Genomic DNA, 13708 nt, shown 5'->3' with positions numbered 1-13708 from the left:
GTCGACGTCGTGGCCGCTGCCGCCTCGGGGGACTCGCGGGGTCGGGCAAGCCGTTCGTCGTCGAAAAGTCCGGTTGTCGGGGATGCGCCGTCGTTCAATCTTGCGGCGACCGCCTATCTTCTCGGACCCCGACGATCGGCAGGGTCATCGACGTAAAGCGTTGGTGCAAAAGGTGAAGCGGGTTCAAGGAGGTCGGCCTCGATGACGATACAACTAGTGACTCGCCGAGGGGAACGCAAAAGCCCGGAGGTGAGATGAAGACGGGAGCACCGAAACCTGGTGGCGTCGGTTCGCGGGGGGGCTGAAAGGCCCCGGGTCCCGGGAAGACCTCGACCGCGGGATCGATGCCAATGGACGACCGAAACGAGACGGGGTCGAGCGAAACGGCCGGCCGGAATCGCGACCCTCGTATAACGTTACTCAAGGAGAGTTTTCTCCCATGTTGAAGCCCCTGACGATGAGCCTCAGCCTTGCCATGGCTCTTGGGTTCTGCAGCGTGAGCATGGCGGGCGCGTTTGACGGTGGTTGCACGACCTGCGGCCTGGCCTCGCCCCAGGGCGTCGTGGCGAGCCCCCAGGGCTACGCCCCGACCGTCGCCTCGTGCGACGAGTGCGTCCCGGCCAAGAAGTGCAAGCTCTTCGGCCACCTTGGCGGCAAGCTCGACGGCCTGCACTGCAAGGTGAAGAGCCTCCTTCACCCCCCGGTGACCTACGAGTGGGTCCTCAAGAAGAAGCGGCTGTGGGGCCATAAGGGCGGCTGCGGCGAAGGTTGCGGCGACAGCTGCGGCCCGGTCGAGACCGTCTACCCGACCAGCCAGGTCGTCCCCTCGGGCCAGGGCTACGCCGCCCCGTCCGGCCAGGGTTACGTCGCCCCGACGGCCCAGGGCCAGGCCGCCCCGACCGGTCAGGTCTACGGCGCCGGCCAGCACACCTACCTGAGCAGCCCCACCGCGACCGTCGCTTCGGTCCCGGCCGAGCTCACCCCTTCGCTGACCGGCGAAGAGGCTCCCCCGGCCCCCGAAGTCCGCACCGGCGGCCTGCTCCTGCCCACCCCGGCCGGCGAGTGACGCAAGTCACGACTCTCGGCTGAATCGTGAACCGATTCAACGGACCTGCCGACGCCTCGTGCGTCGGCAGGTCCGTCGCATTTCGAATCGAACCCGACCGCCCCCGGTGGTCGGCCTCGCCGCCCGCTGGCTCCGGCGCGAGGGGGGGGATAGACTGGCGACCGTTCCTCGCGAGGCTCTCCCGCCCGCCGCGACGAGCCGCCCCGCCCGACCTCTCCACCCCGCCCAGGAAGGAGCCCCCATGAGAATCCCCCTCGCACTCCTCGGCCTGATGCTGGCCGCGTCGTCGTGGACCTCTCCCCAGGCCGTCGCCCAGACGCCGCTCGCGGGTTTCGACTTCCGCTCTCCCGAATCCTTGCGGGGCTGGACGGCGCTCCACCACGTCCAACCGCTCCAGGCCGTCCCCGAAGGGCTGGCGGTCCGGATCGACGGACCCGACCCTTACTTCGGGAGCCCGGCCTTCGATCTCCCCGAGGGCGTCCTCCTGACGGCCACGGTCCGGATCAAGGTCGAGAAGTCGGGTGAGCTCCAGGTGTTCTACTCCCGAGCGGGCGAGGGTCCGAGCGAGGAACGCTCGACGCGGAAGCCGGTTCGCGGGGGCGACTGGCGCGACGTGACTCTCCACCTGCCGCCGATGGGGCCGCGAACCACCCTCCGCATCGACCCCCCGGGAGGCTCGGGCGTCTGCCTGATCGAGTCGATCCGGTTCGCCGAGAGGGTCGCGATCGAACCGAGCTGGCCCAGGCCGGGCGTCCCGAAGCCGTCGGCCGACGCCCCTTCCGTCGCCTCGGGGACGCTCGTGCTGCGACAGGACCCCGCGCGGCTCGGCGGCTTCGCGCTGAGCGTCGACGGTCGAGAGGTCGCCACGGGGTATGACCGGCCGACGATCGCCTATCGCGCCGTCGTCGACGGCCGTCCCGTCGTGAAATGGATCGACGTGGCCGGCGCCGGCGCCGACGCGAAGGTCGAGACGACCGTCGACCCCGCCGACCAGTCGCTCCGCGTCCGGGCGAGCTTCCGGGACGAGGAGGGGGGCTCATGGCGACTCGAGCAGACGTTCCGGCCCCACTCGCCCGGCGTGATCGCGTTTCAGGCCGAATGCGCGGTCGACGCCCCCCGGCCGGTCTTCCACGTCCCGCTGCTGGTGGTCCTTCCGGGGAACGGCCAGGGGGCCTTCGGGCCTTCGAAGGGGCAGGCGCTGCTCGCGGGGGTCGAATACCTGGACGACGAGCCGAGCAGCTCGACGGCCGACCTGGGCGAAGCCGACGCGCTGCGCAAGGTCCCTTCGGCGTCGAAGCTCACGTTCCCGCTGATGGCGATCCAGGCGCGGGGACGCTACCTCGGCGTGATCTGGGACCGCGCGCCGGGCGTCGCGCCCCTGTTCGACTCGCCCGACCGCACGCTCGGCGGCGGCGGGCACCTGATGGGCCTGATCGCCCCCGGAGCCGACGGCGACCGCGCCGAGGGCTCGCTCTTCCCGGACGAACCGACGGTCGTCTCGCCCGACTCCCCCGCGCGGGCGTCCGGCCTCCTGATCGCCGGCGACGGGTCGACGATCATCCCGGCCGTCCAGAAGTACGTGGCGCTGAAGGGCCTGCCGCCGATCCCGGCGACGCCCGGCCTTCAGGAGTACGTCAAGCTGGCCGCCGCCGGCTGGCTCGACTCGCCGATCCGCGACGGCGGCCGTTATCGCCACGCGACCGCCGCCGGCGATTTCAGGGCGCAGCCCGCCGCCGACGCCGCCTGGATGATGAATTGGCTGGCCGCCCTCGCCGACGACCCGAAGCTGGCGGAACGCCTTCGCGCGGCGTCGACTGAGGCCGAGGCCCAGTTGCGGCCCGAGCAATACCTGCTCGCGGCGGTGGGCCACAACCGCTACCCTGTCGCCCCGCTGGTCCTCCCCGCCGCGGAGACCTCGAAAGACGGCGGCGCCGGGAGCTTCGAGCGGGCGATCGCGGCGGTCGTCGCCCAGTCGCGAGGCTTCGAGCCCGACGGCACGCGCCGGTACAGGCCGATCCCCGGCCGGATCGATTACGGCCGCACCCATTTCAGCGACGAGGCCGACGGCTATGCCGCCCAGCCCGTCGACCAGATGCTCCGCCTGGCCGCGTACTCGGGCGACAAGGTCGCCGTCGACGAGTCGCTGCGGCTCCTCGCGGTCCTCCGCGATCGCTTCCGCGACGGCGTCCCGCGCGGCGCGCAGACCTGGGAGATCGCCCTGCACACCCCGGACGTCCTCGCCTCGGCCTATCTCGTCCGCGCCTTCGTCCTGGGATATGAACTGACCGGCGATCCGTCGTTCCTGGACGCCGCAAAGTACTGGGCCTGGACCGGCGTCCCGTTCGTCTACCTGGAGAACCCGACCGACGCGAGCGACCCGGAGGCCATCGGGCCCTACGCGACGATCCCCGTCCTCGGCTCGACCAACTGGGTCGCCCCCAACTGGATCGGCCTCCCGGTGCAATGGTGCGGCCTGGTCTACGCCGACGCTCTCATCGAGCTGGCCCGCCACGACGCGGAAGGCCCCTGGAACAAGCTCGCCGACGGCATCGCGGCCTCGGGCGTCCTGCAAACCTACCCGCTCGACGAGCCGAGCCGGGGCCTCCTGCCGGACTCGTTCAACCTGACCTCGCAGTCCCGGAACCCGGCCGACATCAACCCCGGCACGCTCCAGCCCGGGGCCCTGCGGCTGCTCGCCGGACCCCAGGCCCGGCCCTACCAGTTCCGCGCGCTCCGCGCCTCGGGGATCTGGGTCTGCGCCCCCGGCGCGGTGGACGTCGAGGCCGACGCGCCCGGCGAGGCCGCCTTCACCGTCCTCCCCTGGAGCGCCGGGCCGTCGTTCGTCGTCGTCCACGGCGTCGCCGACGAGGCCCAGGTCACCGGGGAAATCGTCGGCCGTCGCGGCGGCACGCGCACGATCAAGATCGGCCCGGGGGGCCCGACGCGGGTCTCGATCCGGATATCGCGATAGTCCGGCAGTTGTTTCCGAAGCAGCTGTCGGGACTGTTGTTATCGACGGTTGCTGGTGTAGGATAGAATGAACTGAGGAGAGGGCTAGACTCGTTCTCGAATCACGGAGACGACGCCATGAGTCGGCAGTGCGTCCAGGGAGTCACCAATTACATCGTCTGGGACTGCCACGAGGCCGGTTCCTACATCACGCTGGCGAAGCTCCAGAAGCTTCTGTATTTCGCCCAGGCCCGCCACCTGGCGATGCACGACGAACCGCTGTTCGCCGGCCGATTCGAGGCGTGGGCGCACGGCCCGACGCTCCGTTCGGTCCACCGTCGGTTCGAGCACTTCGGCTGGCGGAGCCTCGACGAGTTCATCCCCCGGCCGGTCCTCGACCCGCACACCGAGCAGTTCCTCAAGACGATGCTCGACGAGCTAGGCGAGTTCGACGCCCGCCACCTCGAAGCGATGATCCATCGCGACGACGCCTGGCTCGCCGCCCGCGAGGGGGCGCCCGAGTGCGTCGACGGCCGCTGGGAAGGCGTCATCTCCGAAGACCTCATGCGCGAGGTCTACCGACGCCGACTCGACCCCGAGGCGGCGGGGGTCTGAGACACCGCCGATGGGAGCCCCGAGCGTCATCGTGCTGGCCGGACCGAACGGCGCGGGCAAGTCGACCGCGGCTCCGTCGCTTCTGCGCGGGACGCTGGCGGTCGACCACTTCGTCAACGCCGACGAGATCGCCCGCGGGCTCTCCGCGTTCGCACCCGAATCGACGGCCGTTCAGGCTGGCCGTATCATGCTGGCCCGGATCAAGCAACTCGCCGCGGCCCGCGCCGATTTCGCGTTCGAGACCACGCTCGCCAGCCGATCCTTCGCCCACTGGCTCCGCTCGCTGATCGCGACGGGTTACGAGTTCCACCTCGTCTTCCTCTGGCTCCCGTCCGCCGACCTGGCCGTCGCGCGCGTGGCCGATCGCGTCCTCCACGGGGGGCACCACGTCCCCGAGGACGTCATTCGCCGTCGTTATGCGGCCGGGATGCGGAACTTCCAGACGCTGTACCGTCCCCTGGCTGCGAACTGGCACGTTTACAATAATGTGAGAAGGGACCACCTGCGGATCGTCGCGGGTGGGAGCGGGCCGGAGGTGCGACTCGTCAAGCGACCGGCGGCATGGCGACGATTCCAGGGCCAGGCGGGAGACTCCCGATGAAGGAACGAAAGGTCGACATCGGAAAGGCTTTCAGGGAGGTCACCCTGATCGAAGCGGCCATCGGCCAGGCGGCGCGGGAGGCGGCGACCCTCCACAAGAGGCTCGGCCTGCCGCTGGTGAGCTGGCGGAACAATCAAGTCGTCCACATCCCGCCCGAGGAGATCGACCTCGTGAACTGGACTCACGAGGTCGGCGACGAGGATGAGGACGACGAGGCCGAGGCCGAGTGACTCACTTGCCCGTCGCGGCGGCCTGGGGGGCGGGGCGGCGGATCTCGGGGGTCTCGGGGATGCGCTCGACCAGGCGGTTGGGGCGGCCTTCGGGCTGCTTGTGCAACTCGAAGCCGTCGTAAGGATCGCCGGTCGCCGTGCGGGCGTCGTAGCGGAGGACGCCGCCGTCGATGGAGATGACCTGATAGAGCTGCACGTCCTCGCCGGAGCGTTGCATCCACGATTCCGGGTCCAGGACGTACATCTTCGGCCCGGCGACCGAGACGACGTAGACCGTGCCGGCGGTCGCGCCGGGATCGTCGCGGGCGGTGCCGCCGGAGGGGACGTTCTCGAACGCCTTGAGCCCGGTCCGGGCGTAGGTATGGTCGTGGCCTTGCAGGACGAGGTCGACCTTGTAACGGTCGAAGATCGGCTGCCAGAGGCCGCGCAGCTCGGGGTTGTCGCGGTTTTTGGCCGGCGAGTAGATCGGGTGGTGGAACGTGACGATGGTCCAGGTCTGGGGATTCTCGGCCAGCACGCGGTCGAGCCACTCGGCCTGTTCCGCGTGACGCTCGCTGGAGTTGAGCGAGACCACGCGCACGCCCTGGTGGTCGAAGAAATAGGCGGTCTCTTCAAGTCCCGGCGGCCCGTTCTCCGGGAGGGCGAACTGGGCCCGCCAGTGGGCGGTGAAGACGGACTTCGCGTTCGGGTCGGCCTTGCCGTCGGGGAGGCGTGCTCGCTCGTACTCGTGGTTGCCGGGGGAGGGGACGCTGGGGACCATCGCGTTGAGCCAACCGCCGGCCGCGAACCATTCGCCCCAGAGGGCGTCGCTCGCCCCTCGGTTGACGAGGTCGCCGGCGTGGACCAGGAACGCGGCGTCGGGGGCGTCGGCGTACGCCTTGCGGACCACCCGAGACCACATCGACTTGACCTCGGTCTGGGCGTCGCCGAAGTAGAGGAACGTGAACGGCTCGGGCTTGTCGGAGGCGGTGCGCACCTGGAACCACTCGCTCCAGTCGACGCCGTCTCCGACGCGGTAGACGTAGCGCGTCGAGGGCTCCAGGTCGCGGAAGACGACCGAGTGGAACCGAGCCACGTTGAGGTTCGTCCGAAGTTCCTGCGAGTCGGCCTGGGCCGTTGCGGCCCGCGCGACGAACCTCGGGCCGTGGTCGGCCGGGGCGATCTGCGCCAGCCCCTGGCCGACGCTGGCGTCGGTCCGCCAGGTGACGGCGATCGACCGCGCGGGGTCGGCCGCGATCGTGCGGATGATCCGGTCGGGGATCGGCGAGGGCCGGTGCGCGTCGGCCTCGGCGACCGGCGTGGTCCGGGGCGAGTCGGCCTGGACCGGGGCCTGGACCGGGCTCTGGACGGCAGGAGGCGCCGGGGACTGTCCCCGGACGGGCGCGGGGGCCTGTATCCATCCGATCGCGATCAGGGCGGGGATCGTCAAGCGGCTCGCGGTCATCGCGTGGTTCCTCGGTCGGGGAGGGGGGGCCGGCCGGGTTCGTCCCCGGCGCTCCGGCCGTCTGGAGTCCGACTGTAGCCGCCCGGCCGGGCCGTTTCCAGTCGCCGCAAGTCCTTGCGTGATTGACGAGCGGCGCGGGGGGGGGCATCATGACGATGTAGCCCGCGGCCCGCTTCGCTTCGCGACGCCGCGCCGGATCGGGCGCCGCTTCGGCTCGCGAGACGCGGCGACGGAGCCCGGTTCGGACCTTCGACGGCGGGGGACGTGTGGTGATCGGCCCAGGCTCGACGCTCAATGATCGATTCCGGCTCGTGACGGAGCTGGGCCGGGGGGGCATGGGCGCCGTCTACTCCGCGACCGACGAGGTGCTCCAGCGCGAGGTGGCGATCAAGGTCCTGAAGGACCAGCAGGCCGGCGAGGAGGTCTCCAAGAGGCTCCGCCTGGAGGCCCAGATCGCCGCCCGGCTGCTGCATGACAACGTCGTGCGGATCTACGACTTCGGCCAGGCCGGCGGGACCAGCTACCTGGTCATGGAGAAGGTCGACGGCACCAGCTACAGCCGCCGCTGGCGCGAGATCACGCTGGGCGAACGGCTGATGATCCTCGCCGGAGTGGCCGAGGCGCTCGACTACGCCCACCACCAGGGGGTCATCCACCGCGACGTCAAGCCGGGCAACGTCCTGCTCACCTCGACCGACGTCCCCAAACTCTCCGATTTCGGCCTCTCGCTCCTGGCCGAGAACGACGAGGCCGCCGGGATCGTCCGGGGGACGCCGAACTACATGAGCCCCGAGCAGGCCAAGGGGCAACGGCTCAACTATCGCACCGACCTCTACTCGCTGGGTGTGATGCTCTACGAGTCGGTCGCCGGCGCCGTCCCGTTCACGGGGACCCCGGTGATCGTGATGGCCCAGCACGCCAACACCCCGCCGCCGCCGCTCATGGCGCGCGAGCGGGGCGCTTCGCCCGAACTGGAGAAGCTGATCCTGGCCCTGATGGCCAAGCGTCCCGAGGACCGGCCCGCCGGCGGGGCGGCCGTGGCGAAGATCCTCCGCGTCGAGGCGAGGAAGCTGCTGGGCGAGGCTGAGCCGGGCGGCGACGACGCGGCCCCCCCGGAGGAGCCCGTCGAGCCGGTGGTCGACCTCGGCGCGCTGGCCGAGCTGGGCGAAGGCCGCGCGGTGAACCCGCACGCGACCGCGGACGCCGGGGCGAAGCGGCCCGCACGCCGACAGGACGCGGCCCCCCGTGTCGCGGCGGCCGAGGCGGCCGATCTCGCCGCGTCCCCCCTCGTCCGCACGATGCTCCGGACGATCCTGGCCGAGCCGACCTCGCTGACCCCGGAGGAACGCTATCTCTCGGGCTACTACCTCGCCTACCTTCTGGTCGGCTCGCGACGCCGGCCGTTCTACGCCCGCCGCAAGCTCGAACGCCTCAACGCCGACCGCGCGCGGCTCATCCTCGCCTTGACCTACGCCCTGACCGCGCAGGACTCCCAGGCGGCCGTGCAGGAAGCCGCCCAGCTCCTCGACCAGAAGGTCGAGGTCCGCCCGGCGCTCAACCCGGTGGTGCTCGCCAAGTTCTTGAGCTGGCGCGACAGCCCCAACCGCCGGCGGATGCTCCGACAGATGCGCAAGGCGATCCAGGAAGCCAGCTCCTACGCCCGCGAGCACATGACCGACGACAAGGGAGTGCTCAACGTCGGCCTGATCCCGCGCTCGGCCGACGACCTTCGCAAGATCGCCCCGGAACGCGAGGTCGGCGACGACCTGGTCGAGCGATGGAACCGCCTGGCCGACGCCTGGCGCGAGCACCCCGAGCTGCGCGAAACCGTCCTCCGCTACGCCGGCGGCGCGGCCTATCGCGACCCTTCGGGCGCGGCGATGTGGCCCGAGGTGGTCTATCCGCTCGTCGAGATGGCCCGATGGCAGCGCGGGCGGCGAAGCCGCCTGAGCGACGCCTGGCACTTCCTCGCCAGCCGCGTCCTCCACCTCCCCGACCCCGGCGAGAAGCTCCACCGGATCCTCACCCGCCACCTCGCCCCGAGGGTCGTCGAACAGATCGACCGCTCGGCCGTCCAGCTCGAACGGGCCCTGGCGCGAGTCGAGCCCGACGAGGAGGCCGCGCCCGAGGACCAGGACTCCCGCGCCGCGAGGTTCGCCCAGGGGGCCGAGGCCTCGCGGATCGGGGCCATCGCCGCCGAGGCCGACGCGGAGGTCGTGGGGGGCGACCAGGTCGCGCTCGTCGACGTCGATCCGATCCGGTTCCTCCAGGGGGAGCTTCACGAACTCTGGAAAGAGGCCGCCGCTTCCATGCAGCAGGCGACCGGCGGCCCGGGGGCCCGCCCGGCGGGGCATCGCCACACCCCGCTGGGGCCTTATCGCCTGACGGTCGTCCCCTCGATGCGGGGCGCCTCGGCCGGCCAGGTGGTCGTGCAGGGGATGCCCAGCAAGCAGCTCGAACTGCTCACCCCCTCGCTTCGAACCTCGGGGTCGCGAAGCCGCCCGATCGTCGCCGCCTGGCCCTACACGGACAACAGCCTGCTCCTGGCCTACCAGGACTTCAAGAGCGTCCAGCGATTCATCCTGTGGGACGCCCCGCGCGCCCGGCAGTCGACCTACACCGACCCCGCCGAGGTCTATCGCGAGCTGGAAGCCCAGGGGATGGAGATCCCCGAGGCGATGGAGACGGCCCTCAGCAAGAGTTTCCGGCCCCAGGGGGGGCGGCGGCGTTGAGGCTCCGGCGTCGCCACGGGCTCGATTCGGCTCAGTAGCCCGCGGCCGACTTGGGGAACTTCGAGGTGTCGACGTAGAAGTACGCGCCGCCGGTCGTGGAGGCCAGCCGCCGCAACGGGGTGTTGTCGCCGAGGTCGCGGCCGATGCCGAACTCGATGGCCTGGATTCGGCTCCGCCCCGTCTCCGACAGCACGGTCGTGACATTGTCGTTGGTCATCGACGCGGCGTCGGTCAGGAAGAAGACCACCTCGGGCTTGTCGACCAGCGCCGTGCGCAGGGCCAGGAGGTGGTCGGTGCCGCCGAAGGGGGAGACGGCGGCGAGCTGCGCGCGGACCCTCGCCTTGTTGGCGGCGGTCGCCGGCATCAGCCCGCGTCGCCCCTGGGCGTCGGTCAGCTTGCGGGCGTTGAGGTCGTAGAACGTGACCGAGAAGTCGACGTCCGGCGGCAGGCGGTCGAGGCTCGCCAGCAGCTCGCGCTTGGCGATGTCCAGCGCGTTGCGGGTGCTCATGCTGCCGGAACAGTCGATCACATAAGCGAACGATCGTCCCTGTTCGCGACTGCCGAAGAACTCGGTCCCCGGCCCGATCCCCCGGCCGACGCCCCCGCCGGACCCGCCGCCCCGACCCCCGCCCCCCCCGACCCCGATCCGGGGATCAGCCCCGCGCCGGAGGTCGGCAGGTCGGGGAGGTCGCGCATCGGCGACTCCTCGGGATTCACGACGCTTCGGGGCAGGATCTCGGAGAGCAGGGCGTCGGCCGTGGGGTCGCGCACCGGCTTGATCTCGGGCGAGTCGGACGGCCGGGCCGCCATGTCCGGGTCGCCCAGGCCGCCGATCTCCCCCGGCCCGCCGCCCCCCCCCGCGCCCGACTCCTCTCCCCCCTTCGCTCGATTGTCGACCGGCTCCAGCACGCCCCGCAGGGCCTTCCGCCCCTCGTCGTCGGCCGGCGACATCACCGCCGACAGGACCGACAGCGACGCCAGGGCCGCGAGCAGGACGTGGAACAGCGCCGACGTCCCCAGCGAACGGGGGTCGGTGAGCGGCGTCCGTCCCAGCCGGTGCTCATCGGCGATCGCCATCGTCGGCCTCCGGTTCGAGGAACTCGGGCGCGGGCCCGGGCGGGAGCCCGGTTCGACCTTCTCGGCGGCGCCTTGGCCCGACCGACGCGGTCAGGGAACGCCAGGCGAGGAGCCCGGCGATCAGCGCCAATCCGATGAACAATCCTACGGTCGCGAACGGCCCCGGCCAGTCGGAAATCGGGCGAGGGGCGGCTTCCGACTCGTCGCGCGCCGCCGGCTTCACGACGCTCGGCGCATCCGGGCCGACGATCAAGGGGGCGAGCCGTTCGCCCTCGGCCTGGTAGCGGACGCGCCGCAGGTAGACGCCGGTGAAGGCCACCAAGGCCCCCTTCGCCACCCCCGCCTCGCGGTCGGACGCGGGGAAGACGAGACAGAGGAGGTCGCCCGAAGGCTCCTCGATCCAGGCCTCGACGAGAGCGGGGAAGCTGCCGACGGCGTCCTGACGGAAGATTCGAACGACCCGGCCGGCGACCCGGACCCGAACGCCTCGGAACTCGTCGGGGCGATCCCAGAGCGCGCGGAAGGTGGCCGCGCGGGGAGGCGTCGCGGCGTCGAACTTGCCCGAGAGCGCCTCGTGTTCGGCGGCCAGGTCGGTCAGGCCCAGCGGCGCGTCGTCCTGCCGGGCCGTCGCGGCGGGCGCGAAGACGGCGAGAGCGAGGATCAGGGCGGCGGCGGCGAGGGACCGGCCCCCGAACGGCCTCACGGCGAGGTCCCGGGCGGGGCCAGTCGGACCGCGGCGACGCCCGAGGCCGAGCAGACGGCGATGATCCGGGCGGCGGGTTCGTAGAGCAGGCGGTCGTCGGCGATCAGTCGGACGCGCAGCGGTCGATTCCCGAGCAATTCGACGTAGCGGCGGAGCCGCTGGCCGAGCTGGGCCAGGTCGGGGACGGGGGCCTCGCCGAGCCGCAGGGCTTTCAGGTCGCCGAGGTCGTCGGCCTCGGCGCGGATCAAAACGTCGTTCTCCAGGTCGACGTCGACGGTCCGCGACGTCGGCCTCGCCAGGCCGCGAGCGGCCGTGGGGAGCGCCGCGGGGGTCGTGGGCAGGTAAAGCTCGATGTGGGTCTCGGCGGTCGGCGCCCGGAACGTCAGGATGAAGAAGGCCAGGAGTTGGAACGCCATGTCGAGCATCGGCGCGACCGGGAAGTACACGTCGTCGGGGGGGCCGGGGCGGTATCGTCGAGTCCCCCGGGCTTCGGGGTCGTCGTTGCCGGCCGGGGGGATCGCGAGTTGCGGCGAGACGCTCACGGCTCCTCCCGGTTCAGGACCACGAGGCTGAAATTGGCGAAGCCCAGCGACTGCGCCTCGGCGAGCGTCTTCCGCACCGCGCCGAACGACGCCTCGCGGTCGGCCCGGAGGACCACGACCGTGGGAAGCTCACCGCCGGGATCGGGAGTCGGGGCCGGGAATTGCAGGCGAAGCGTCGGGGTTTCGGGGCGGGTCGGTTCGGCGGCCGGGGCCGTCTGGATCAGTTCGAGCCCGGCGCGGCGGGCTTCGGCCTGTCGCTTCCACCAGGCCGAGGCGTCCTCGCCCTCGTAGACCCGGCCGTCCGCCAGGAGGTTCCCCCGGGCGTCGATCGCGGCGGCGAGCCGGTCCAGCGCCAGGTCGGCGCCGGGGAGGGCGGCGGGCGCCAGCGGCAGCCGCACCGCGCGGGTCTCACCCTCGATCTGGTTGCCGAAGTGGACCAGCATCATGAAGAACGTGATCAGCTGGAGGACCAGGTCCAGCAGCGGCGTCAGGTTCGGGTTCAGCGTGTGCGACGTGGACGAGCGCGACATGTCGGGCGGCCTCGACCGGGGGCGATCACTCGGGATGGGCCGGCGGCAGCGCCGATCGCGGCGCGACCCCGCCTGACGCCGCCAACGCCGCGTTGAGCGCGAACGGATGGGGATGCGAGCCCGGCCCGGCCGGGGTGGCGGGCGCCGGATTGGGCGTCGCCGAGGTCTCGGGCTTGACCCCCGGCGCGAACAGTTCCAGGAGCGGCTCGGCGGCCTTCTCGGCCTCGAGCGACATCCGGGCGATGCGATTGCGGAAGAAGGCGTAGAAGTAGATGGCCGGGATCGAGATCGCGATCCCTTCGAGGGTCGCGAACAGGGCCGTCGAGATCCCCTCGGCGAGAAGGCTGGCCTGCGGGGCGGTCCCCTTGGTGGCGATGACGCGGAACGCCTTGATCATGCCGTAGACCGTCCCCACCAGGCCGATCATCGGCCCGAGCGTGCCGACGGTCGCCAGGTAGGTCGTCCGGTGCTCCATCTCCATCGTGGCGTCCTCATTCGCCATGTCCATGGCCCGGCGCGCGGGGAGGATGCCGGCGGGGAGCTTCTGCACCCCGGCCGCGAGGACCCGGGCGAACAGCGAGCGGTCGGCCGCCAGCCGGTTGTAGGCGTCGCCGTAGCGCCGCTGGTCCAGCAGTTCGCGGGTCTCGCGCACCAGGAACCGGGGCGCGGCGGCCGAGGTCCGGTAGTGGATCGACATCCAGACGATCAGGGCGACGAGGTAGAACGACATCACCGCGATCAGCACGCCGATCAGGCCCGACGCGCGGATCATCCAGCGCAGGAACGATTCGCCGCCGTCGTCGCCGGCGAGCTGTTCGCCCCCCGTCGAGGCCGTCGCGACGGCCGCCGGTTCCGACTCCTGGGCCGTCGCGGTCGACGGGGAGAGGGACCATGAGATCGCCAGGAGCCAGATTCCGAGGAAGGACGCGATCGCCCACACCCGGCCACGCCGTGATTCCGTCACCGCCGGACCTCCCGCCTTCGACGTCAGCAATCCGCCCCCCTCCCAACTTACTCGATCGTCCCCGATGCGACAAACGCAACCGGCGCGGGGCGGCGAGCGAGGGCCGTGCGACCCCCCCGACGCACAGGCCCTCCCCATCTCATCTCAGCGTCTTCGCCGCGGCCTTCGGCCCGCGATCGTCCCGCGACGGCCTCGCGGGGCGCATGAAGCGGGCCTCCCGGCTCGCGGTGGAGCGGGGAGGCCCGAAGGTCGTCG

At 71.6% G+C, this 13708-nt stretch carries 13 protein-coding genes; 6 read left to right on the top strand and 7 right to left on the bottom strand.

All coding sequences use genetic code 11. The features are described 5' to 3' along the window. Positions 1-439: 439 nt before the first annotated feature. From VT85_RS22885 to VT85_RS22865, 5 genes are all read left to right on the top strand, one after another. A complete protein-coding gene (locus VT85_RS22885; protein WP_068420305.1) occupies positions 440-1066 on the top strand; it encodes a hypothetical protein in 627 nt (208 codons plus the stop codon). 241 nt (positions 1067-1307) lie between these two features. Then, positions 1308-4037 (top strand): hypothetical protein, encoded by a 2730-nt coding sequence (locus VT85_RS28755; protein ID WP_068420304.1) that lies wholly within the window; start codon positions 1308-1310, stop codon positions 4035-4037. Positions 4038-4153: 116 nt separating this feature from the next. Next, positions 4154-4630, top strand: a complete 477-nt coding sequence (locus VT85_RS22875; protein ID WP_068420303.1) for a Panacea domain-containing protein — start codon at positions 4154-4156, stop codon at positions 4628-4630. Positions 4631-4640: 10 nt separating this feature from the next. After that, positions 4641-5231: a zeta toxin family protein gene (locus VT85_RS22870; RefSeq protein ID WP_068420302.1), complete on the top strand. Its 591-nt coding sequence runs from the start codon at positions 4641-4643 to the stop codon at positions 5229-5231. Next, a complete protein-coding gene (locus VT85_RS22865) occupies positions 5228-5461 on the top strand; it encodes a hypothetical protein (RefSeq protein WP_068420301.1) in 234 nt (77 codons plus the stop codon). The genes VT85_RS22870 and VT85_RS22865 overlap by 4 nt, the downstream gene beginning before the upstream one ends. Position 5462: 1 nt before the next feature. On the opposite strand, the gene VT85_RS22860 is transcribed toward VT85_RS22865, so the two are convergent. Beyond that, the gene (locus VT85_RS22860; protein WP_082858822.1) at positions 5463-6905 is read right to left on the bottom strand and encodes a metallophosphoesterase; all 1443 of its coding nucleotides are present in this window, start codon (positions 6903-6905) and stop codon (positions 5463-5465) included. A gap of 311 nt (positions 6906-7216) precedes the next feature. Between VT85_RS22860 and VT85_RS22855 the strand changes: the two genes are divergently transcribed. Further along, positions 7217-9637, top strand: a complete 2421-nt coding sequence (locus VT85_RS22855) for a serine/threonine-protein kinase (protein ID WP_156513038.1) — start codon at positions 7217-7219, stop codon at positions 9635-9637. Between the two features lie 31 nt (positions 9638-9668). Here VT85_RS22855 and VT85_RS28750 read toward each other — a convergent pair whose 3' ends face one another. From VT85_RS28750 to VT85_RS22830, 6 genes are read right to left on the bottom strand one after another with little or no spacing between them, the layout of a single operon-like run. Then, the gene (locus VT85_RS28750; protein WP_197490952.1) at positions 9669-10145 is read right to left on the bottom strand and encodes a hypothetical protein; all 477 of its coding nucleotides are present in this window, start codon (positions 10143-10145) and stop codon (positions 9669-9671) included. Between the two features lie 17 nt (positions 10146-10162). Then, positions 10163-10714, bottom strand: coding sequence for a hypothetical protein (locus VT85_RS28745; RefSeq protein ID WP_197490951.1), 552 nt, complete (start codon positions 10712-10714; stop codon positions 10163-10165). Further along, a complete protein-coding gene (locus tag VT85_RS22845) occupies positions 10698-11417 on the bottom strand; it encodes a hypothetical protein (RefSeq protein WP_068420299.1) in 720 nt (239 codons plus the stop codon). Before VT85_RS22845 ends, VT85_RS28745 begins: the two co-directional genes overlap by 17 nt. Beyond that, the gene (locus VT85_RS22840) at positions 11414-11959 is read right to left on the bottom strand and encodes an ExbD/TolR family protein (RefSeq protein WP_197490950.1); all 546 of its coding nucleotides are present in this window, start codon (positions 11957-11959) and stop codon (positions 11414-11416) included. The genes VT85_RS22845 and VT85_RS22840 overlap by 4 nt, the downstream gene beginning before the upstream one ends. Further along, entirely contained in the window at positions 11956-12489 is a 534-nt protein-coding gene (locus VT85_RS22835) for an ExbD/TolR family protein (RefSeq protein WP_068420298.1), read from the bottom strand. The genes VT85_RS22840 and VT85_RS22835 overlap by 4 nt, the downstream gene beginning before the upstream one ends. Positions 12490-12514: 25 nt before the next feature. Next, entirely contained in the window at positions 12515-13453 is a 939-nt protein-coding gene (locus VT85_RS22830; protein WP_197490949.1) for a MotA/TolQ/ExbB proton channel family protein, read from the bottom strand. Positions 13454-13708: the final 255 nt, after the last annotated feature.

The organism is Planctomyces sp. SH-PL62, assembly GCF_001610895.1.
GTDB lineage: Bacteria > Planctomycetota > Planctomycetia > Isosphaerales > Isosphaeraceae > Paludisphaera.
This window is presented reverse-complemented; position numbering and strand designations above follow the sequence as displayed.

Bases quoted from the DNA above. Each gene is read 5' to 3' on its own strand.
- VT85_RS22885 (WP_068420305.1), top strand. From the start codon at position 440: ATGTTGAAGCCCCTGACGATGAGCCTCAGCCTTGCCATGGCTCTTGGG.
- VT85_RS22860 (WP_082858822.1), bottom strand. From the start codon at position 6,905: ATGACCGCGAGCCGCTTGACGATCCCCGCCCTGATCGCGATCGGATGG.
- VT85_RS22875 (WP_068420303.1), top strand. From the start codon at position 4,154: ATGAGTCGGCAGTGCGTCCAGGGAGTCACCAATTACATCGTCTGGGAC.
- VT85_RS22870 (WP_068420302.1), top strand. From the start codon at position 4,641: ATGGGAGCCCCGAGCGTCATCGTGCTGGCCGGACCGAACGGCGCGGGC.
- VT85_RS22865 (WP_068420301.1), top strand. From the start codon at position 5,228: ATGAAGGAACGAAAGGTCGACATCGGAAAGGCTTTCAGGGAGGTCACC.
- VT85_RS22835 (WP_068420298.1), bottom strand. From the start codon at position 12,489: ATGTCGCGCTCGTCCACGTCGCACACGCTGAACCCGAACCTGACGCCG.
- VT85_RS28755 (WP_068420304.1), top strand. From the start codon at position 1,308: ATGAGAATCCCCCTCGCACTCCTCGGCCTGATGCTGGCCGCGTCGTCG.
- VT85_RS28750 (WP_197490952.1), bottom strand. From the start codon at position 10,145: ATGAGCACCCGCAACGCGCTGGACATCGCCAAGCGCGAGCTGCTGGCG.
- VT85_RS28745 (WP_197490951.1), bottom strand. From the start codon at position 10,714: ATGGCGATCGCCGATGAGCACCGGCTGGGACGGACGCCGCTCACCGAC.